This window comes from Streptococcus periodonticum (assembly GCF_003963555.1).
GTDB lineage: Bacteria > Bacillota > Bacilli > Lactobacillales > Streptococcaceae > Streptococcus > Streptococcus anginosus.
Window position 1 is genome coordinate 1,791,164 of record NZ_CP034543.1, and the last position, 17,626, is coordinate 1,808,789.

24 protein-coding genes and 2 pseudogenes are annotated in these 17,626 nt (G+C 37.8%); 17 read left to right on the forward strand and 9 right to left on the reverse strand.

The genetic code is table 11. From position 1 onward, the window contains the following. Positions 1-6: 6 nt before the first annotated feature. Complete coding sequence (ruvA, locus tag EHW89_RS08780) at positions 7-597, reverse strand: Holliday junction branch migration protein RuvA (RefSeq protein WP_126467896.1); 591 nt, start codon at positions 595-597, stop codon at positions 7-9. A 161-nt stretch (positions 598-758) separates the two neighbouring features. Here ruvA and EHW89_RS08785 point away from each other — a divergent pair, with 161 nt between their 5' ends. Beyond that, positions 759-1,268 (forward strand): helix-turn-helix domain-containing protein, encoded by a 510-nt coding sequence (locus tag EHW89_RS08785; protein ID WP_126467898.1) that lies wholly within the window; start codon positions 759-761, stop codon positions 1,266-1,268. A 472-nt stretch (positions 1,269-1,740) separates the two neighbouring features. Here EHW89_RS08785 and mutL read toward each other — a convergent pair whose 3' ends face one another. From mutL to EHW89_RS08825, 8 genes and pseudogenes are all read right to left on the reverse strand, one after another. Then, positions 1,741-3,687 (reverse strand): DNA mismatch repair endonuclease MutL, encoded by a 1,947-nt coding sequence (gene mutL, locus EHW89_RS08790; protein WP_126467900.1) that lies wholly within the window; start codon positions 3,685-3,687, stop codon positions 1,741-1,743. Between the two features lie 94 nt (positions 3,688-3,781). After that, the gene (locus tag EHW89_RS08795) at positions 3,782-4,927 is read right to left on the reverse strand and encodes a tyrosine-type recombinase/integrase (RefSeq protein WP_126467902.1); all 1,146 of its coding nucleotides are present in this window, start codon (positions 4,925-4,927) and stop codon (positions 3,782-3,784) included. 502 nt (positions 4,928-5,429) lie between these two features. Then, on the reverse strand, positions 5,430-5,954 hold the full coding sequence (locus EHW89_RS08800) for a type II toxin-antitoxin system VapC family toxin (RefSeq protein ID WP_070670780.1): 525 nt from the start codon (positions 5,952-5,954) through the stop codon (positions 5,430-5,432). Continuing rightward, entirely contained in the window at positions 5,944-6,288 is a 345-nt protein-coding gene (locus tag EHW89_RS08805; protein ID WP_070670778.1) for an STAS-like domain-containing protein, read from the reverse strand. The genes EHW89_RS08800 and EHW89_RS08805 overlap by 11 nt, the downstream gene beginning before the upstream one ends. Positions 6,289-6,297: 9 nt before the next feature. After that, positions 6,298-7,221, reverse strand: a complete 924-nt coding sequence (locus EHW89_RS08810) for a hypothetical protein (protein ID WP_106388230.1) — start codon at positions 7,219-7,221, stop codon at positions 6,298-6,300. Positions 7,222-7,296: 75 nt separating this feature from the next. After that, a pseudogene (locus tag EHW89_RS08815) lies at positions 7,297-7,773 on the reverse strand (virulence RhuM family protein); the annotation flags it as partial. Positions 7,774-7,793: 20 nt separating this feature from the next. Further along, the gene (locus EHW89_RS08820) at positions 7,794-8,783 is read right to left on the reverse strand and encodes an Abi family protein (RefSeq protein ID WP_126467904.1); all 990 of its coding nucleotides are present in this window, start codon (positions 8,781-8,783) and stop codon (positions 7,794-7,796) included. 284 nt (positions 8,784-9,067) lie between these two features. Then, positions 9,068-9,694 carry a helix-turn-helix domain-containing protein gene (locus EHW89_RS08825; RefSeq protein ID WP_003027789.1) on the reverse strand — a complete coding sequence of 209 codons (627 nt, stop codon included), beginning with the start codon at positions 9,692-9,694 and terminating at the stop codon, positions 9,068-9,070. A gap of 115 nt (positions 9,695-9,809) precedes the next feature. Here EHW89_RS08825 and EHW89_RS08830 point away from each other — a divergent pair, with 115 nt between their 5' ends. The 16 genes and pseudogenes from EHW89_RS08830 to EHW89_RS08895 all read left to right on the forward strand — a co-directional run bounded on the left by EHW89_RS08830 (position 9,810) and on the right by EHW89_RS08895 (position 17,512). Beyond that, positions 9,810-10,010, forward strand: coding sequence for a helix-turn-helix transcriptional regulator (locus EHW89_RS08830; protein WP_003027791.1), 201 nt, complete (start codon positions 9,810-9,812; stop codon positions 10,008-10,010). A 152-nt stretch (positions 10,011-10,162) separates the two neighbouring features. Beyond that, on the forward strand, positions 10,163-10,780 hold the full coding sequence (locus EHW89_RS08835) for a Rha family transcriptional regulator (RefSeq protein WP_126467906.1): 618 nt from the start codon (positions 10,163-10,165) through the stop codon (positions 10,778-10,780). Between the two features lie 4 nt (positions 10,781-10,784). Beyond that, positions 10,785-10,952 (forward strand): hypothetical protein, encoded by a 168-nt coding sequence (locus EHW89_RS09435; RefSeq protein ID WP_003075312.1) that lies wholly within the window; start codon positions 10,785-10,787, stop codon positions 10,950-10,952. Positions 10,953-11,294: 342 nt separating this feature from the next. Continuing rightward, positions 11,295-11,573 (forward strand): hypothetical protein, encoded by a 279-nt coding sequence (locus EHW89_RS08840; protein WP_003027794.1) that lies wholly within the window; start codon positions 11,295-11,297, stop codon positions 11,571-11,573. Continuing rightward, on the forward strand, positions 11,570-11,746 hold the full coding sequence (locus EHW89_RS09440) for a hypothetical protein (protein ID WP_003027795.1): 177 nt from the start codon (positions 11,570-11,572) through the stop codon (positions 11,744-11,746). The genes EHW89_RS08840 and EHW89_RS09440 overlap by 4 nt, the downstream gene beginning before the upstream one ends. Beyond that, entirely contained in the window at positions 11,736-11,972 is a 237-nt protein-coding gene (locus EHW89_RS08845) for a hypothetical protein (protein WP_003027797.1), read from the forward strand. Before EHW89_RS09440 ends, EHW89_RS08845 begins: the two co-directional genes overlap by 11 nt. Beyond that, on the forward strand, positions 11,969-12,304 hold the full coding sequence (locus EHW89_RS08850) for a hypothetical protein (RefSeq protein ID WP_039677791.1): 336 nt from the start codon (positions 11,969-11,971) through the stop codon (positions 12,302-12,304). The genes EHW89_RS08845 and EHW89_RS08850 overlap by 4 nt, the downstream gene beginning before the upstream one ends. 1 nt (position 12,305) lies before the next feature. Then, entirely contained in the window at positions 12,306-12,575 is a 270-nt protein-coding gene (locus EHW89_RS08855) for a MerR family transcriptional regulator (protein WP_003027800.1), read from the forward strand. Positions 12,576-12,583: 8 nt separating this feature from the next. Further along, a complete protein-coding gene (locus tag EHW89_RS08860; protein WP_126467908.1) occupies positions 12,584-13,375 on the forward strand; it encodes a phage replisome organizer N-terminal domain-containing protein in 792 nt (263 codons plus the stop codon). A gap of 14 nt (positions 13,376-13,389) precedes the next feature. Then, positions 13,390-14,241, forward strand: a complete 852-nt coding sequence (locus EHW89_RS08865; RefSeq protein WP_126467910.1) for an ATP-binding protein — start codon at positions 13,390-13,392, stop codon at positions 14,239-14,241. 248 nt (positions 14,242-14,489) lie between these two features. Continuing rightward, entirely contained in the window at positions 14,490-14,918 is a 429-nt protein-coding gene (locus EHW89_RS08870; protein WP_126467912.1) for an ArpU family phage packaging/lysis transcriptional regulator, read from the forward strand. A gap of 291 nt (positions 14,919-15,209) precedes the next feature. Beyond that, a pseudogene (locus EHW89_RS09560) lies at positions 15,210-15,323 on the forward strand (phage terminase small subunit P27 family); the annotation flags it as partial. A gap of 134 nt (positions 15,324-15,457) precedes the next feature. Then, positions 15,458-15,649 (forward strand): type II toxin-antitoxin system HicA family toxin, encoded by a 192-nt coding sequence (locus EHW89_RS08880; RefSeq protein WP_003038349.1) that lies wholly within the window; start codon positions 15,458-15,460, stop codon positions 15,647-15,649. A gap of 36 nt (positions 15,650-15,685) precedes the next feature. After that, complete coding sequence (locus EHW89_RS08885) at positions 15,686-16,066, forward strand: type II toxin-antitoxin system HicB family antitoxin (protein WP_003038371.1); 381 nt, start codon at positions 15,686-15,688, stop codon at positions 16,064-16,066. A gap of 550 nt (positions 16,067-16,616) precedes the next feature. Continuing rightward, positions 16,617-17,057: a LytTR family DNA-binding domain-containing protein gene (locus EHW89_RS08890; RefSeq protein WP_003032335.1), complete on the forward strand. Its 441-nt coding sequence runs from the start codon at positions 16,617-16,619 to the stop codon at positions 17,055-17,057. Then, positions 17,054-17,512 carry a DUF3021 domain-containing protein gene (locus EHW89_RS08895; protein ID WP_126467914.1) on the forward strand — a complete coding sequence of 153 codons (459 nt, stop codon included), beginning with the start codon at positions 17,054-17,056 and terminating at the stop codon, positions 17,510-17,512. The genes EHW89_RS08890 and EHW89_RS08895 overlap by 4 nt, the downstream gene beginning before the upstream one ends. The last annotated feature ends 114 nt before the right edge of the window (positions 17,513-17,626 follow it).

Genomic DNA, 17,626 nt, shown 5'->3' on the forward strand with positions numbered 1-17,626 from the left:
TCTCCTTTATTTTACCAGCATTTTGAGGGCGGATTTGATATAGTTTTCCGCGGTATCATTGGTTCCTTCAAAGAATTTCTTAATTTTCTTGAGTTCAGCCGCCTTGTAGCCCAGAGCCACCATAGCTTCCATGGCTTCTTCCAATTCTTGATTGTCACTAGTAGCTGCAACAGCAACTTGCTTAGGAGTAGCACCTATTGCCACAACCTTGCCTTCTAAGTCCAGCACCATTTGTTGGGCTGTTTTTTTGCCAATTTTAGGAAATTTTGTCAGATAAGTGATGTTTTTCTGCTCAATGGCCTGCACCAAACCGGCATTATCATCGGCAGCGATTATCGCAAGAGCAGAAACGGGTCCAATGCCAGAGACCGAAATCAAATTGAGAAAAAGCTGCTTTTCATCCTCTGTGCGAAAACCGTAGAGGAGCTGGGCATCCTCTCTGACCACCTGATGAACAAAAACTTGAATCTCCTGATTGACCTGACCTGAATAGGCATAAGGATTTGCCACATGCAGGATATAGCCAATTTGCCCCACTTCCACTACAATATATTTGGCTGTGATTTTACTTAAAATTCCTTTAAAATATTCGTACATGACTTCTCCTTTTTAACCCTTTTAGTATATCATATTCTGAGCGCAGAAACTGCAAATAAAAGCGCAACCTCCGGTTGACAAAAAGGAAAGCTGGCTATATGTTCAAGTTCTCTCAATCATGGTACAATACAAGTAGAGAAATATGAAAGGAGATTTAGCAAATGCAAATCAATAAACGAATTTTTGAACTGCGAAAGGAAAGAGGCTGGTCTCAGGATCAACTGGCGGAAAAGGTCAATGTCTCCCGGCAGAGCATCTCCAAGTGGGAATCTGCTCAGGCCCTGCCGGAAATCGAGAAGGTCATCGAACTGAGCAAAATCTTTCAGGTGACGACGGATTATCTGCTACTGGATCAAGCAGATGAGAAAGAAGCCAGATCCAAGTGGACTACTTCGGAAAGCGAGGGCTATCAACAGGAGGTCAGAAGCTTTGGTCTGGTCAACGTCCTCTATATCCTCTTTCTGGCCATCACCCTCTTCTTTTTCGCAGGAGGACTCTATCTTCCCTGGAATCCATCCCTCATCTTTTTCCTCTTCTTTCTATCTGTCGGCGCAGCCTTATCTTGCAAGAGGTATCTGACCATCAAGAAAACTTACTTGGACCAGATAACTAACTTTAGAGTAGGAAGTGCTGAACATCAAGAACCCCATTCCTATAGCCAAACATCTTAAATCACTGCTGAAACTCAATTACAGATAAAATCTTAAAAACAGAAGCTGAGACAAAAGTGTTCAGCTTCTTTTGTTTATATAGTCAGAATTATAAGACGCAGTGATTTGGAGAAGCTCTAGTGACTTTAGTCAATGTAGAGTTTCCCATGCACAATTGATTAGGCACTTTAGTGCCAATCAATCACTGCTGAGTGGACTCTAATACGTTGATAACTCAACTTTTCCAGTCCTTTTGACCCAAGTTTCACTTGACTTTATTTCCAGCCTCGAAGGGTTCCCCAAACCTTTCGAGCTGTGCGGAGGAGGCTGGGACAAAAGTCCGACCTCAAATATAAAAAGCGAACAAATCAGAATTCTGCTTTGTTCGCTTTTCGCATTTAATTATAGATTTGAAGGGCTTAATAATTAAGATTTTTAAAAATTGAAATCTTTTTGTCCCAAACTCTCTGTTTTAGAGCTTTTATAAATAGTTTTAATACTTGCCCAATTCTCTCAGGCTGGTATGATTTTCCTGAATCCGACGGAACATTTTTTCCATATCAGATTTGGTGAAGTTGACCAAAACGGGACGACCGTGAGGGCAGTTGTAGGGATTGTCGCATTGTGATAACTGAAAAATCAAATCACGTGCTGAATAGTCATCTAAGCTGTGATTGGCTTTAATAGAACGTTTACAACTCATCATAATAGCCAGCTCAGCGCGATATTTCTTGATAGAGACTTCCTTGGTTAGAAGTAGCATATCGCACATCTCATAGATACCCGACTCGATCTCCTCTTCTTTGAGCCAAATAGGATGCTCACGGAGAATGAATTGATTAGCCCCATATTCTTCTAGGAAAATCCCCACTTCTTCTAAAAGAGCCATTCGTTGTTTCAGACGCAACATATCATCAGCTGGAAATTCAAAGATATAGGGAACCAGAAGCTGCTGCTGACTAGCATCTACATCTCCGATTTTTTCGCGGTAATATTCGTACTTTACTCGCTCTTGAGCTGCATGTTGGTCAATAATATAAAGACCACCGTTTCCTTGAGCAAAAAGGTAGGTGCCGTGCATTTGCCCGAAATATTCCAATTCTGGAAACGTTGAAGTTTCTTCTCCATCTAGCTTATCTAAAGCTCTCTCTAAGCTCGCCTGATCCAGCTCTGGATGATCTAGTTGATTGTAAGAAGGAGATTGCCTTTCTGCAAATTTGACAGAAGCAACTTTTGAATTGAGTTCATCTGTATCAGCAGATTGTTGGTCTAATCGGGCAGATTCCTCAAAAGAAGGTTGAGCTTCTGACACTTGTGGTTTCACAAAGAAGTCATTTCTTTCTTTATCGTAATAAAGTCGGTTCTCTTTGAGAGGGAGGCTGGTCTGCTCAGGCTTAATTGCTCGGTTAATAGTTGATTTGGCTAAATTCTCTAATGCGTCCGGAATCAAATCTTGCTCTTTCAAACTTGCAGCAATAGCTTGCGATATCAAGACCATGAGCTCTCGCTCCTTTGAAATCCGCACTTCTTGCTTGGTCGGGTGAACATTGACATCAGCAAGATATGGGTCAATCCGAATATCAATCACAGCGATCGGAAAACGTCCCACCATGAGCTTGCTACCATATCCATCTAAAATAGCTCGATTGAGTAGGAAATTCTTGATGTAGCGACCATTGATGAGGATAGTAATGTAATTCCGATTAGCCCTTGTTAATTCTGGCAAACTAATATAGCCTGATACTTCAAAATCCAAATCAGATGCTAAAATTTCAATCATTTTTTTGGCTGTTGTCAGTCCATAAATACCAGCAATTGCTTGACGCAGATTTCCTGTTCCTGCTGTCCGTGTCATCTCTTTACCGTCATTAACAAGAGTGAAAGCGACCTCCGGATGAGCCAAGCTCAAACGGTTAATCACATCTACAATATGAGATAGTTCCGCTTGTTGACTTTTCATATATTTCAAGCGAGCAGGCGTGTTGAAAAAAAGGTCTTCCACTTTGATTTTGGTGCCCCTAGGACAGCTGCTTGGTTCTACAGTTTCAATTTCTCCACCTTGAGCAATTACACGCGTTCCATGTGCACCACTACTTGTCGCAGTTTCAATCGTCAAACGTGAAACAGAGGCAATGGATGGAAGTGCCTCGCCCCGAAAGCCCAATGTCCGAATTCGAAAAAGGTCGGCTTGTTTCTTGATTTTACTAGTAGCATGCCGCCGCAAAGCCAAGGAAACCTCCTCATGCTCAATTCCTTCACCATTATCAATGACTTGAATGCTCCTGAGTCCCGCTTCTTCAATCTCAACTATAATCTGAGTGGCACCAGCATCAATAGAATTTTCTATTAACTCCTTGACAACGCTGCTAGGTCGCTCAATAACCTCACCCGCTGCAATCTGATTAGCAAGATTTTCTGGTAGTTCAATAATTTTTGACATAGTTTTTGGTTTTACCCTTTCTAAACGTTGATTTAATAAGGTTCTGATGATGTTTACAACTATCAAAAACACAATTTGTTCACCTTTTTGTGGACTAAAGGGAGCTAATGGCTTTCTCAAAGTAAGCTACTGCTTCTTTTTCTTTGTCTCTTGATAGGTGGCTGTAAATGTCTAAGGTCATTGTAATATTGGCATGACCTAAGCGATATTGTAATTCTTTGTATGAGATACCAGCATTCAGCAATAAACTAGCGTGAGTATGGCGGAAAGCGTGAAAGGTAAAGCGAGGGATACCTGCTTCTTTACAACGGGTATCTAAAGCGCTTTGCCTAATTGCCAAATCAAAATATTCTCTTGTAGGGGTGGCAAAGACTACAGACGGAGCACGCGCCCCGGTTTCGAAAAATAGCTGGCGTTGCCTATTCTTGTATAGACGCAGCATATTGACCGTTTTCTTGTCTATGCTAATGGTTCGGTTAGCTGACTTGGTCTTGGCTGTACTAACTGCCTTTAAGCCTTTGTTATACGTTTTATTTACGGTGATTGTATTCTTATAAAGGTCTATGTCAGTCCATTCTAAGGCGCAAGCTTCACCGATCCGTAACCCTGTAGACAAGAGCAAATGATAGAGGACATACTCATAATACAAACCATAACGCTTGTACTGCTTCTTTTCTAGATTATCAAGAAAAGCCTTCAAATCATCTGGAGCAATAAACTTTACCTTATTATCAGCCTTCTTTTGTCTTCTAGGAAGTATAATATCTCTAGCTGGGTTATTAGTGACAAGCTGCAGCAATATTCCTTGCTGAAAAATCCTCCTGATGATTGACCGTATTGTCACAAAGTTTTCAAAATATCTTGATAACTGATTGATAAAAACTTGTATATCACTAGCCGTTATCTTGTCTAGTTGTCTGTTCCCAAAAACTGGGTAAATATGGGTTCTTAGATTGCTCAATGTCGCCTCATAGGTTTGAGGCTTAACGGTCAGTTTATAGCTTTCTAGCCATATGTCGGCCAACTCTTGAAAATTCTTGACCATGACTGCCTTTTGAATGGTTGAGCCATTCAGTTTAAAATCTATCTGGGCTTGTTGAGCTTTTGATTTAACCTCTTTTCTTGTCCGTCCTGTTACGCTGGTTTTTACTTTCTTACCTGTTACCTGGTCAACACCGAGATAAACACTAGCACGGTATACAGTTGTACCGTTTTTCTTTTTGACTTCTGTTATTCTCATGATATCCCTTTCTATCAGCAGGCAAGCCGTAAAAGTTTTAGATTGGGTTTATATCATGCTAGGAGCTACGAGAATACCCCTATTTTCGTTTGTTTTATGTAAGACGGTAAATTTTATACCAGAAAAGAAAACAAGCGCTTAAACGGGCTTATATTACGTTTTAAAACATGGCATGTTTTGAGGTAAATAATCTAGGTCAATAAATGAGATTGTGAGGGTATGAGACTATTGATCCGATAGGTGCTTGATTTGTTTTTCTATAGATTGAATTTTACAATCCTTGTTTTACTTGTCACTCTAACATCCAAACCTTTTGCGTAAGATTTTTTGTTAACGTTCAGATATTTTTTCAACATTCTTTAATTATTTAATTTCTCTATCTAAATTGCGTTTCACCTCATTTCTTGGTAAAATAGGTACAAGAAAACGACCTTTTGAACGGTTGTTTCTTATACATGTTTTCCTCACACTCAACGTTTGGCGATGGCGAGTGTGAGGTTTTTTAATAGTGTATCCAGATAATGTCTTCAGGATGATTTCCAAAATCTCTGTCATGACTAACAATTTTTATGTCACTTGTTAACATTTTTGTATAAAGCAAGTCATTGTAGTCTTTCATTTGGTCATAGTCATTTAGACTGCTATCGATATGCGATTGTTTGATTGGTAAAATTTCACTGTACTTTAAGATTTCATTTTTTACACTTTCACAAGCTAGTTGATAGTAGTGTGAGAAGTCTGAAGTCTGTTGATAATCACGTTTGAACTTAAAATTATTCTTATTCAATCTATAAGTTCTTGCGTAGTTCTCGTAAGCGGTTCTACAAATGACATTGATATATTCTGAAATGATTTGCGAGTTGATAAAGAGCTTGCAATTTTTATTTTGTGCTTCGGATAAGAATTTTTGATAACCAAAGCTATTGGTAGAAAATGGCGAGAAGAGATATATCCAGACATTGGTATCAACGATGAAAGTCTCACCTTGATTCAAGGTATAAGTATTCAAATCTTTCTCAATAGCCATCCTGCATTACCTCATCTTGCAAATCGGATAACTCTTGTCTTTTTTCTTTACTGTTAGATAGAACAAGACCTATTTTTTGGAAATGAGACTCACTAACTGATGACCGTTTTATCTTCACTAGCTTTGTGAGTTCGTTTGTTGGTTTTAGGTCATAAAGCTGGCCGATAGCGAGGTTTAGAAATGCTGTGGTTAGAATTTCTATACCTGTAAAATCTAGTATAACTGGCTCGTCTTTCTCAACATATTCTTTAATTTTTTGGAAAACAATTTGTCCAGTTTCATCTAGGATAGCTGATTTATTATTGATGATCTCAGCGATATTTAGTGTTTTCATGTGTACTCCTTATAAAAACCATTCTTCTAGTAGTCCTGATAAATCTATTGTATCAGAAAGGGAAGGATTTTGACAATCATCAAGGAAAAAGGTGATAATAACAAGCGTCCCTGAGACGTTAAATGGGAACTCTAAAAAAGTAATATCACCCGTTTTATCGATGTGATAATATCCGTTATTGGAGACTATTTTTATTTCTCCTTTTCCTCGGAGCTTTTTCTTGAGTTCATACAATCCTACGCCACTGTCATATCTTTCTTTGGTAGACGTCCCTCTGTCAAAAGCCCATTCAAAGTAATCCTCTGTTTTAGAAAAGGAATGTCCTTTGGTTTTGATGTTTTCTATCATTCCAATCCCATTGTCCGATATAGCGAAAGATATAGTGCCGTCTTGACTTCCTCTAGGTTTCCGCGGGTAGTGCTGCCCGCACATATATAAGACATCTGAGTGCGAGTGGTCTCGAACGTTGTGTATAATTTCCAACAGAGCTTCTTTTATCTCTCCTAAAAACTCTTCAGAAGTTTTGTTTCGGATCTGTCTTAAAAGCTCGTCATCTATATATTCGTCAATTTCGTCAATTCTTTCTATCGTTTCTCTAAAAAATGGTATGGTGGTGTTGTAGGTATCGGCTAACTCATATTTTAAGCCGAAATGCTTTAAAAAGCCATTTTTTAGAAGTATTTCTTTTGATTTTAAAGAGAGGTTCTCTATAACGGCGTAAACATCTGCCCCTCTATCTGTTACAGCACTGAACAACATCCCTAGAAAAACAGTCATTTCAGCATTTATCCAGCGGATATTTTCAAAGTTAAAATACACTTCGTCTTCGTTTGATAAGTAAGGTAAAATATCGTCTAATTGGTGATAGAGTTCATTCAGGTTATCATATTCATTATCTAGTATCCTTGGTAAAAAAATTTCGTAATCTGTCATACTCACATCCCCACTATTTTTTTAAATTCTTCTTGTATCATATGCTCACCCCCATGTTGTCGAAATTTTGTGGCTTTTTCGCTCACTAGCACGGATAGAGCGGACACGTTCCAAGAGTTCGCGGAAGTAGTCTTTTCCTAGGAGGTTTCCCCCTTGTTTCAAGCGTTCGTCATCCATAGCAAAGCCTTTTATCATGTACTCACGCAGTACCGAAGTAGCCCATTGTCTGAAGCGCGTGGCTTTTTGAGAGTTGACCCGATAACCTACGGAGATAATGGCGTCAAGATTGTAGTAGCTGACATCCTTAGTTTGGGTTTTATCAGCAATTGCACCGTGTTTTGTGGTTATTTCCATTTTGGAAACAACCACTTTTTCTTCTAATTCTCCCTCTTCAAAGATATTTTTTAAGTGTTTACTAATGGCAGGGACACCAACACCAAACAGCCTAGCCATTTCTTTCTGACTAGCCCAGATAGTTTCCCCGCGTATAATAACGCTAGCTGTTTCTTGGTTGTTATCTGCTGAATAGATTAAAAATTGTAATTCGTTCATGGCTTCCTTTCTGTGGTTTATTATTGTGGTAGTTTCATAGTGATGACATGCCAATTATCAGGAAAACCGAGCGTACTCAGAATAGTATTTGTATGGATTGGGTACCCTCTTTTTGAAAGGTAGTTGTCCAGATAAAAAAGGCGTTTCAATACCGTATTATGTAAGATTGCATATTGTGTTTTACTTAAAAAACATTGTAATGTTAAGAATGTATTATATACGTCACTTCTAGGGGAGTTAGGAAGAATTCCGTAGCGGTCATGTAAAGTTGGAAAATAAACAAGGTTATTTTTACATTTGAAATCTAAAAGTCGTGAATCATGGGCGCTAATATTACGAATTTCAAAAATGTTTTCAATAAAGGACAAGAGTACATTTCCGGTAAAAAATGATTGTATTGCCATTTTTTCAGAAATAAAGGTGTAATGACGTTTGGCAATTGTATTTTGAATTGCTGGAAGATATTTGATTACAAGTTTTAGCTCTCCAAATGTAAGATGTTCCACCATAACCCAGAAGGGGATTCCGCCATGATTTCTTTGATGGTTCTTTATTGGGTTGTTTCCAAGTTGTCTATTATATTTTGAAATGATTTTTTGAAATCTGTTTACCAAAAATGTAACATCTCGACTTTGGTTTCTACTATTGGAGTCGTAAGTATAGAAGTCCGTGGATAGATAATCCGTGGGATTATCCTTATACTTTTCTGCTAATGTATATGCAGTTATTGATTTTAGATGTTTTTCAGCTTCCAAAATAGCCTTTAAGAAAATAAACTTAAGCTCTCTATCTAGAAAATACAACATGGAAATATCATCGAAGGTGGTACCAGGGAAATACTTATTTGTTGTTTGCCAAAAATATCGACTATATCCATTGATAATTGAATAGTAATTATTGGTCATTAGATAAAGTTTATTATTTTGGTAATCCGTTAGCTTAAGTCCTCTATTGTGTAAAATATTTAGTTGTTCATGTACGTTTTTGAATGGACGAACCAAAAAAGACACCTCCTTATACTGGAGATGCCTTCCGCAATCGGGACCCTTAGGTTTTTCCGAAAGCTATTCCTTAAGTACCTCCATTGTAAAATATTTTTATGTTTTCGTCAATATTTTTGCGTTTATTTTGTAAAATTTTATGCTGATTCAGTTCCTTTCCCGTGTGGTGCGTGGGTAAGCTATCAATCGTTTTTAAACTCCAAAGTGATATAATGGTTATGTAATTGCCTAAACTTTTCGCTTATTTTCAGTTAGGTACTATTAAACTAGCTTGTCTTTTTTGTTGCTATTATTCAATTCTCTTGACTTTTCTTGAATTTTTCTAACTCTTCAAGATAGTCTTCTGCCCAAATCCCAGTTTTTTGATATCGGTCAATTCTGTCTATATATCTCCGATTAAAGTTAGCTTCAATCTCCAAATCCATGATCATATCCATATTATTCTCTGTATAGTCAAGACTAGAAATATATTCCTCTAAGAGATTGGCCTGTGATTCGTAGAATTTTTTCATACCGTTTAAATCCTTAGCAGGAATAGGATTTCGGAGATTATAGTTATATAGATTTATAATATCATTCAAGTCTGATCTGATAAAAAATGCACTATCGATAGCTTGTTTGGTATTTTCAAAAGCTTCTTCATCTAGTTCTTCTTTAGTTTTTTCCATGTAATCTAGGATATAGTCCCAGTTATATCGACTTCTAGCAGAACTGCCATATAATAGCTGCTCAACGCTGAGATTTCCTAGTTTTGCTATTTTTAACAAATTTTCTTTGTTAGGCAAATTACGCCCCTTTTCCCAATTATTAACAGTCCCCTTACTGGTATTAAATGCTTTGCCAAATTCCTCCATAGTTGCACCTTGGTCAAGTCTAATACTTTTAATTCGGTTTCCTACTTCAATATTATTCACTTCCATTTTTTTACCTCGTATTTAAATTATAACTATTTTTTGTTTTTAAGTAAAGAAAAGTATTGACTTTTTAAAAAATATTGGTTACAATCAAGGTATGCAAAAGTAAAGGAGGTGTGAAATGGTAAATAAGATAAAAGGTTATCGAAATATGTTGGGTTTATCTCAAGAACAATTAGGAAAACAATTGGGCATAAGTAAGCAAGCTTATTACAATAAAGAGAGTGGAAAAAATTCTTTTTCTGATTCTGAAAAGTTAAAGTTTAAAACTTTGTTATTACCATTGTTTCCTGACATAACCATTGAAGACATATTTTTTTGAGAAAAAGTATGCAAAAGTATTTTAAACACATAGGAAGGAGAGACACAATCGCAATACTACACTACATTTACAGATTTCTTAAGTGGCGCTTCACCACTGGGGATTGAACTACTCGGAAGAAATTTCCGACCAGAATAAAAAGGAGCCAAACAATGGAATTAGTTTACATGGACGGCAAGAAAGAGCCGTACACTACTAGCGAGATAGTTGCTGAATGTGCTGCTATTAGTCATCACGCTATACAAGAGCATATTAGAAAGCGTAAAGACCGCTTAGAAAGATACGGAATAATCGCATTTGAAATGCGTAAATTAAATGGGCGGGGTAGACCCGAAAAGCTTTACCGACTGAACGAGCAACAAGCAACTTTGCTGATTACATTCTTAAAAAACACCAAGCAAGTCGCAAACTTTAAAGAAAATCTTGTCAAAGCATTCTTTGAAATGCGGGACGAGGTGGCAGAGTTTAAGCTGCAGCGTGCTTTAGAGCGACCTAAACGCAAAACCTTACACGACAGTATAGAGATATGGCTGGTTGCTCCTAAGCATGCTCACAGTACAATGAACAATCTTTTACTGAAAGGTGCTAGCGGTATGAATAAGCGCCAACTGATGGCGGCGCGTGGTGGCTATAATGGCATTGATAGCCTAACCAGTACCGAGCTAGCCAGATTTCAAGACTTAGAAGATATGGCTATTGCTATGATTAAGCTAGGCATGACTTATCAGGAAATAAAATCCATGGTCTTTAGACCACAACAAGGAGTATAAAAAAATGTATCTATCAAACGAACAAGAAAAAGCTCATCTATACGCTATGATTGACCTTGCAGACAATGCTATTTTACAAGGTGATAAAAAACAAGCACTAACTAGCCTTTATTTTATCAAAACAGGGCTTGAAAATATTTTAAAAGATAACGATAACTCAAAAGCTGAATAAGCAGCAAGCGATAGAATCGATTTTAAGCTGATTTTCGCCAATAAGATATAGCCAAAATCAACTTGAAATGTCTCAAGGGTATAATTATACCCCTAACCGTTTCAACTGCTCAAAACGCCTATTAGAGTGCTTAAAAACAGAATAAAACAAAAAGGCTTAACCAACCGACCAAGTAGGAAGCCTTTCACACAAATACTAAAACAATACAGCAGGCAAGCCGTAAGGGTTTTAGTAAAGATTTATAGCTAGATTATACCATATCTAGGATATTTTGACCATACGGAGGGCGCTAACCCTTAAAAAGGGCATAAATACAAGAAAATTTAAACGAGGTAAAACACCATGACGAAAACAACAACAGTATTATTGAGCACTGAAAAACTAATCGACTTAGGTAGTGAACTAACTGACATCATGAACAGCTTAGAAATGAATAACTTAACTCTAGAAGCCTTAGAGATAACGCAAAAAGTGGATACAGCGACCTTTAACTGGATAGCTAAGAAATATATTGAGACTGCTTATGCACAAAACGAAAAACTTTGCCAAAGACTAGACAAAATTGCCTTTCTGCTATTAAACAATGACAAACCCAAGGAACTGGAGGCATTAAACAAATGAGCGAACTACTAGGCGCAATTTTAACGCTACTACTTTTCTTTCTTGCTGGTATTTGTACTCAACTGTTTAATGCTTGGGCAATTGCTTACAAGCGGAGGGGCTATATCACTAAAAAGCAACTCAGAAAAATTGAAAAATGGCTAGAGGTTATGGAGGCAGAACATGGCAGATAAAAAAGAGTTTGACCTTGCAAATGAAAGAGCTAAGAACTTTGGTATTTGGCTAGAAGAAGCCTATCAGACTATGTTAGATTTTTCTCTAGAAGATAAATTTGACTGTTACAGTATTGAGGAACGAAACCAACTAGAACGAGTTTTAGAAACTTTAATGGATTTTTGCGATATGTGGGAAAGAGGGCAGATTATCCTAGCCAGCAAAGAAAGAGAGACGATTGAATGAAGCTTCCAATTTTACCAGAGAATTATAAACGCGTGCTTGCTCTTATCCCGCAGGGAGCAGAAAGACCACGCGCAGGCAAAGAGATTGTCAAGCTCACAGGGTTAGATATCCGAACCGTTCGAGGCATTATCCGCGGTTTAGTAATTAAGTATCATATCGCTATTTGTGGAAGCCGTGACCTAGCAGGCGGTTACTATATCCCAGCAAATGACAGCGAACGTCTGGCAGGTATCAGAGCACTAGATAGGCAGCGACAAGATGAGCAAAAGCGAATCAGCGCCCTCATGTATGCGGACTTGAACGAACAAGACAAATATTTGAAAGGCAGTTAGTATGGCATTATTTAGCTTAGATACAGAAACACAACTAAAGGCAGAAGCCCTAACCTTGCTTTCTAACTTTCTGCAGTCTTACACGCAGCCAAAGCCAAGACAGCTTGGACTAATGACAGCCCAACAGGTTAAGGAGGAACTAGGGATAAAATCCAAAACCTTGGCACGTTGGGAAAAAGCAGGCTTAAAACGATATCGCCCACCACTAGAAGACACTCGCAAAGTCTTTTATAAAGTAAGTGATATTCTGATATTTTTGGGAGTAGATTAGGGGGAACAATGGCAAAAACAAAAGTTTATTTTTGGCTAAAAATTGATAAAAAGTTTTTTGATAATATCTTTATCAAGAGACTTAAAACTTTACCGGGTGGTTACACTATGACAGTTATATATATCAGACTTATGCTTGAAAGTCTTGATAGTGACTGCATTCTTTACTACGAGGGATACTTTGATAGTTTAAAAGCAGAATTAGCCTTAAAGCTAGATGTTTCAGAAGATGATATTGAAATGACTATAGCATATTTTACAAAATGCGGTTTAATTCAAATTGATGAGGATAAAAATGCAGAAATGCCTCAGGCAAAGGCTATGGTAATGAGTGAGACCAACTGGGCAAGTTATAAACGAGAACAGAGAAAAAAAGAGGGATTGGAAGAAGTCCAAAAAAGTTTGACAAATTCCAACTCATGTCCAACAGAGATAGAGAAAGAGATAGAGAAAGAGATAGAGCAACAGCTAGAGCAAGAAAAAGCTGGTGAAGCTGGTAAAAATATTATCTTTGAAAAACTAAAAGAGGCTTTTGGTGAAATGTCTGTTAGTGGCACAATGGTGACAGAGGTTGAAGACTTGCTAGCTACTCACGGCCAGACTTTGTTACTTTATGCTCTTGAACAAACCATATTGAACAACGGTAGGTCTATTAGATACACGCGCTCAATACTTGAACGTTGGCAAGGTCAAGGATTAAAGACTATCGAGCAAGTCAAACAAAATCAAGCAGCTTACGAGGCTAAGAAACAGCCATTAGCACAACCAACACAGGACAACTTCCCTGATGTCCCGTTTTAGGAGGAGGTGAAAACATGAAGGAACAGTTCAAAGAGTATCAAAATAGAAAAATACTTGATAAGGTCTGCTCAATTCATAACGTGAACTATTGGCAAATATCAACACCTATTAGGGGAAGTGATGAACGTAAGTTGCAAGAGTTTTGCCCTGAATGTGTCAGAGAGAATATACAGCGCGAAGAACAAGAGTTAGCTAACGAAGCCACAAACCAACAAGTCTATCAAAAAACTTATCATGTCCTAATGCGTGATAGTGTAATCCCTGATGAGTTAAAAACAGCAACATTTGACAATTTCATAGTCGAGACACAAGAGGAGAAACAACTATTAGCCTTTGCTCAAAATCAGGTAAAGAAGTACCTAGAGGGTATGAATGGAAATACGCTGATTACAGGCTCTACAGGCGTTGGAAAAAGTCATCTAAGTGTTGCTATGGCTAAAGCTATCAACGAGGACAGTAAGGCTAAAAATGAGCCTAAAAGCGTTCTGTTTGTAACCTTTACAGATATTGTTAATAAAATTCAAGATGGTTGGACTTATGGCAAGAATGCAGCTTTTACTAAATCTGATGCCGTGGAACTCTTGAAAAGGCCTGACTACCTTATCATTGATGATCTAGGGGCAAAGAATGCGGTGATTAAACCTAAGAACGATTGGGAACAGGATTTATTATTTGATATACTTAACAATCGTGAGAATACAATTATCAATACCAATCTAAGCGGTGATGAATTAAAAACAGTGTATAACGAACGTAACTATAGCCGCATTCTCAAGGGTTTAGAGGGGAATTCATTCAGGATTTATAGTATCAAAGATAAGCGGTATTCAATTCGACAATTAAAGACTAAACAAGTTAAGAAATAACAAAGAGGCGCGTGCCTCTTTTATTGTTTAGCTAGACTTGAAAATTAAGCGGGCTTTTGGTAAGGTATTGAATATAGGATCTAACAAGATAGCGCGTGATTGAACAAAGAACGAACAAAGAGAAAATAACTATTTGAGTCATGGATAATCCAAAGAACACGCGCAGAAAATAGCAAAAAAAGCCAGCTTGTGCTAGCTCCTTTTGGTATAAATTCGATAACTCTATTATATCATAGGAGAGATAAAACATGCTGGAATTGTTTAGAGAGATTGACGAAAAAGCAACTCAAGCCAAGGCTAAAAAGATTTTACAGACTTATCGCCGTTTGTGTCGAATTGCTGGGAGTGAATACACTTTGCGGAGCGCCAGTGCTTTTTCAGACCAACCACGTAGCAAGAACAATCAGCCAAGCAAAGGACTTGAAACCTTTGTAGTAAAAAGGCTAGACGCAGAAAGAGAGAAAGCAGAGATAGACAAGGCTATTAGTTTGCTCTCTAGTGATATGTACAAAGAAATATTGATTAGAAGATTTTGCAAAGCAAGACAGTGTAGCAATATCTGTATATACATGGAATTAGACTTGTCTGAATCGGAATTTTACAGAGAACAAAGCAAGGCATTATTAGAGTTTGCGGAATGGTATAAAGCCGGTGAATTGCTTGTATTTAAACCTTAAGTAACGGGTTGAAACAGTATTTATACAAACCAAGATACAGGGGCTATTTGCCCCCTATTTTTTTGAACGGGGTAGAGGTTATTTGGAATAAAAGGACGCTGCCCTCTTCTGTGCAAAAAATTCCCTTTTTGAAATTTTTGAGATGACAAGAAAGAAAAAATAATTTTTAAAACACCCCCCCGCACCCTTGCGAGAGCAAGAGAGCCGCGACAAGATATCATCTTACATCACGCGCCAATTTTTCAGATTTTTAAGGGGTGTCATGGGGGACGGATTAGGAGGTGAGTTCGCTTGGTTAAAAATCCTTATTATCGGCAGAACAAGGGGCGTTTACCCAGCGACCCGCCGAACTACTTGGGAAAGGTAGCTAGCGAGGTTTGGCGCAAAATCGTTCCGTTTTTAGAACCTTGTTATCAATCTATAACCAAATGCTAAACTGTAATATTTTATATATGCTATCAGTTAAAAAACTTTTTCTTTCCGCTTGCTTTTATGCGCATAATGTGTATAATAGAAAATGTAAGGAGGTAACGTACACTATGCCACTTACAGGAAAAGAAATGGCAAAGCTAGCCGAGAAAAACGGTTGGGTAGAAATCCGACAGAACGGCAGCCATCACCATTTCAAACATGAAGATTTTGATTATATAGTGACTATCCCAATCCATGGAAACAAGGATTTAGGAAGAGGGCTAGAAAGCAAAATCCTGAAAGATTTGGGGCTGAAATAATCCCCCTTATCTTTCATTTTTTGGAGGTAACAGACTATGTTAAAATCATATCCAGCAATTTTTCATAAAGAGGAAGACGGTTCTTATTGGGTAGAATTTCCAGAGTTTGGAGGAGGCACACAAGGGGCAAATGTTGAAGAAGCCTTGAAAAATGCCCGTGAAATGCTTGAGAGTGTTTTAGCTGCTTACATAGACGAAGGATTAGATATGCCAAAGCCTAGCGACATCATGGCTTTAACCGTTAAAGACGGCTTTGTTAGCATGATACAAGCAGACCCTACCCCGTTTATTCGCAACAATAAAGCCGTTAGAAAGAATGTGACTGTCCCTGAATGGCTAGTAAGATTAGCGGATCGTGAAAAAGTAAATTATTCTGAGGTGCTAACTCAAGCCCTAGAAACAAAGTTACAAGCCTAGACACAGTCAGCATGCGCAGCAACAGAAATGCGTGTGATGACATGGTATAATAATCTTATCAGCAAGGCTACAAGCAACTAAAAAGCGTAGCTATTCACTACGCTAGTTCTTGCCTGCTGAACTCATATTGTAAATGACCTGTAAAGGTCTTTTTTGTTCACCTTTTTGTGGACTTTTAAGGATTTTCTAACAACTTCTAATATTACATAATATTGATAAAACCCAGTAATATCAATGGTTAAGAGCTGTCAATGAGTTGTAAAACTATCTATTTCCTAGTTCAATAATTTTTGACATAGTTTTCTCCGTAAGTATTCTAGCTATTATTATAACATAAAGCTGTTTTTCTATCAGAAGTCCGGTGTGAGGGGAACACACATCATTTCCTAGAAAGAACCAAATAGACAAGCAAAGCAACCACTTAGGTAAAAGTCCTTGTTTTCCTAGTCGAAATAATATTTAATAGATTTAGGAAGAGGGAGGTAGTTAGTGACCTCTTGGTATTAACGAAAATCAGCAGCAAACCAACATCTGGAAAGAAGGGATGTTTATGAAAGTTCAATTGCATATTGACGAAAAGTTTTCAGAGGAAAAAGTCATTATCGAAGCACCGGCTTTGTCAGATGCCATTCAGCAACTGCTGAAATTTGCTCAACAACTCGATAAAAACAAAGTTATTCGAGCCAAAAAAGAGGAAGAGATTTACCTATTAGATACTACTGAAATTCAGCGGGTTTATATTGAAAATCGCCAAGTTTGGGCTGAAACAGTAACAGACAATTATCACTTAGGGCTTCCACTTTATCAAGTTTTGGAATTGCTTCCTGCTGATTTTCTACAGATTTCCCAATCTGAAATCATCAATACCAAACAGATCGATCATCTGAAATTGACCGGCAGCGGTCTGATTCAGATTACACTAAAAAACGGTCAGATAACTTATTCATCTCGCCGTTATCTCAAAGCTATAAAGGAGAAATTACAGCTATGAAAAAAACATTATTCAGAGATACTCTAGGAGGTATTGTTATCGGGCTTCTCCTATCCGTCATCTTTTCTTACTTTTTTGCACCTGTCTATCATCCGCTCAACCCTTATTCAGCAGTTGGTCTTTGGATGGAACAGCATCATATTCACGGCGCCTTAGTCGTTCTCTATTGCGCAGCGATATGGTGTCTAATCGGCTTGCTCTTTAGCTTAGGGAAAGAGCTTTTCAAAAAAGATTGGAGCATTCTCAAAGCAACAATCTGTCATTATGGGCTTATGATTTTAGGGTTTATCCCCCTAGCTCTATTAGCTGGCTGGTTCCCAAGTGAACCCATTTTCATCTTACAGCTGATTTTAGAATTTACTGTTGTTTATCTCATCCTTTGGACAATCCTGTCTTATCTGACTAAAAAGAAAATTGAGCAAATCAATCATCACTTAAACAAACAAAGCAAATAGCAAGAAATAACCGCTGTGAAAAAATTCACGGCGGTTATTTGAGTCCAACAGATTGATAGAAAACGATCATAGCTTACTAAATTGTTGTGGTTTGAAGATTAGACCCTAGCTGCA

Excerpts from the sequence above, each read along its gene's own strand:
- EHW89_RS08870 (WP_126467912.1), top strand. The coding sequence starts at position 14,490 with ATGCTGGAATTGTTTAGAGAGATTGACGAAAAAGCAACTCAAGCCAAG.
- EHW89_RS08840 (WP_003027794.1), top strand. The coding sequence starts at position 11,295 with ATGACGAAAACAACAACAGTATTATTGAGCACTGAAAAACTAATCGAC.
- EHW89_RS08890 (WP_003032335.1), top strand. The coding sequence starts at position 16,617 with ATGAAAGTTCAATTGCATATTGACGAAAAGTTTTCAGAGGAAAAAGTC.
- EHW89_RS08880 (WP_003038349.1), top strand. The coding sequence starts at position 15,458 with ATGCCACTTACAGGAAAAGAAATGGCAAAGCTAGCCGAGAAAAACGGT.
- EHW89_RS08885 (WP_003038371.1), top strand. The coding sequence starts at position 15,686 with ATGTTAAAATCATATCCAGCAATTTTTCATAAAGAGGAAGACGGTTCT.
- mutL (WP_126467900.1), bottom strand. The coding sequence starts at position 3,687 with ATGTCAAAAATTATTGAACTACCAGAAAATCTTGCTAATCAGATTGCA.
- EHW89_RS08835 (WP_126467906.1), top strand. The coding sequence starts at position 10,163 with ATGGAATTAGTTTACATGGACGGCAAGAAAGAGCCGTACACTACTAGC.
- EHW89_RS08860 (WP_126467908.1), top strand. The coding sequence starts at position 12,584 with ATGGCAAAAACAAAAGTTTATTTTTGGCTAAAAATTGATAAAAAGTTT.
- EHW89_RS08865 (WP_126467910.1), top strand. The coding sequence starts at position 13,390 with ATGAAGGAACAGTTCAAAGAGTATCAAAATAGAAAAATACTTGATAAG.
- EHW89_RS09440 (WP_003027795.1), top strand. The coding sequence starts at position 11,570 with ATGAGCGAACTACTAGGCGCAATTTTAACGCTACTACTTTTCTTTCTT.
- EHW89_RS08895 (WP_126467914.1), top strand. The coding sequence starts at position 17,054 with ATGAAAAAAACATTATTCAGAGATACTCTAGGAGGTATTGTTATCGGG.
- EHW89_RS08785 (WP_126467898.1), top strand. The coding sequence starts at position 759 with ATGCAAATCAATAAACGAATTTTTGAACTGCGAAAGGAAAGAGGCTGG.
- EHW89_RS08845 (WP_003027797.1), top strand. The coding sequence starts at position 11,736 with ATGGCAGATAAAAAAGAGTTTGACCTTGCAAATGAAAGAGCTAAGAAC.
- EHW89_RS08800 (WP_070670780.1), bottom strand. The coding sequence starts at position 5,954 with ATGGCTATTGAGAAAGATTTGAATACTTATACCTTGAATCAAGGTGAG.
- EHW89_RS08825 (WP_003027789.1), bottom strand. The coding sequence starts at position 9,694 with ATGGAAGTGAATAATATTGAAGTAGGAAACCGAATTAAAAGTATTAGA.
- EHW89_RS08805 (WP_070670778.1), bottom strand. The coding sequence starts at position 6,288 with ATGAAAACACTAAATATCGCTGAGATCATCAATAATAAATCAGCTATC.
- EHW89_RS08810 (WP_106388230.1), bottom strand. The coding sequence starts at position 7,221 with ATGACAGATTACGAAATTTTTTTACCAAGGATACTAGATAATGAATAT.
- EHW89_RS08850 (WP_039677791.1), top strand. The coding sequence starts at position 11,969 with ATGAAGCTTCCAATTTTACCAGAGAATTATAAACGCGTGCTTGCTCTT.
- EHW89_RS08855 (WP_003027800.1), top strand. The coding sequence starts at position 12,306 with ATGGCATTATTTAGCTTAGATACAGAAACACAACTAAAGGCAGAAGCC.
- EHW89_RS09435 (WP_003075312.1), top strand. The coding sequence starts at position 10,785 with ATGTATCTATCAAACGAACAAGAAAAAGCTCATCTATACGCTATGATT.
- ruvA (WP_126467896.1), bottom strand. The coding sequence starts at position 597 with ATGTACGAATATTTTAAAGGAATTTTAAGTAAAATCACAGCCAAATAT.
- EHW89_RS08795 (WP_126467902.1), bottom strand. The coding sequence starts at position 4,927 with ATGAGAATAACAGAAGTCAAAAAGAAAAACGGTACAACTGTATACCGT.
- EHW89_RS08830 (WP_003027791.1), top strand. The coding sequence starts at position 9,810 with ATGGTAAATAAGATAAAAGGTTATCGAAATATGTTGGGTTTATCTCAA.